This is a genomic window from Priestia sp. P1_B12_1 (assembly GCF_056406695.1).
Genome location: NZ_JBFTZR010000076.1, coordinates 1 through 462 on the forward strand (window position 1 = coordinate 1; position 462 = coordinate 462).

Sequence of the window (462 nt, forward strand, 5' to 3'; positions counted from 1 at the left end):
GAATGTATTTGTGACGGTCACGCCAGTGAACGAYATACCAGTGGTGCCRAACTATGAGTTTGTGATCAACGAAGACACGAGTTTAAATAGCCAAGTGGTGGCAACGGATGTGGACGGCAATCCACTAACGTACGRGTTACTGACAGGTCCAGCAAATGGAACAGTGGTAGTCAATCCAGACGGAGCCTACACGTATACACCAAACGAAAATTACAACGGGGTAGATAGCTTTAGCGTCGTAGTAAGCGACGGCCAAGGAGGAACGGCTGTTTCAACGATTACAATTACGATTCAGCCAGTMAATGATCCACCAGTAGGTCCGGTGGTAGTAACGCTGGTCACGAATGAAGATACAGCAGTGTCGAGTCAAATTACCGCGTTTGATCCAGATGGAGAAGTACTGACGTATAGCTTACAAGATCCGCCAACCAACGGAGTGGCGGTGGTAAATGCAGATGGTAC

1 protein-coding gene is annotated in these 462 nt (G+C 48.0%); it reads left to right on the plus strand.

Going from position 1 to position 462, the window contains the following annotated elements; all coding sequences use genetic code 11:
* On the plus strand, nt 1-462 hold a 462-nt coding region (locus AC1D0Y_RS29790), incomplete at both ends, for a cadherin-like domain-containing protein (RefSeq protein ID WP_477708453.1).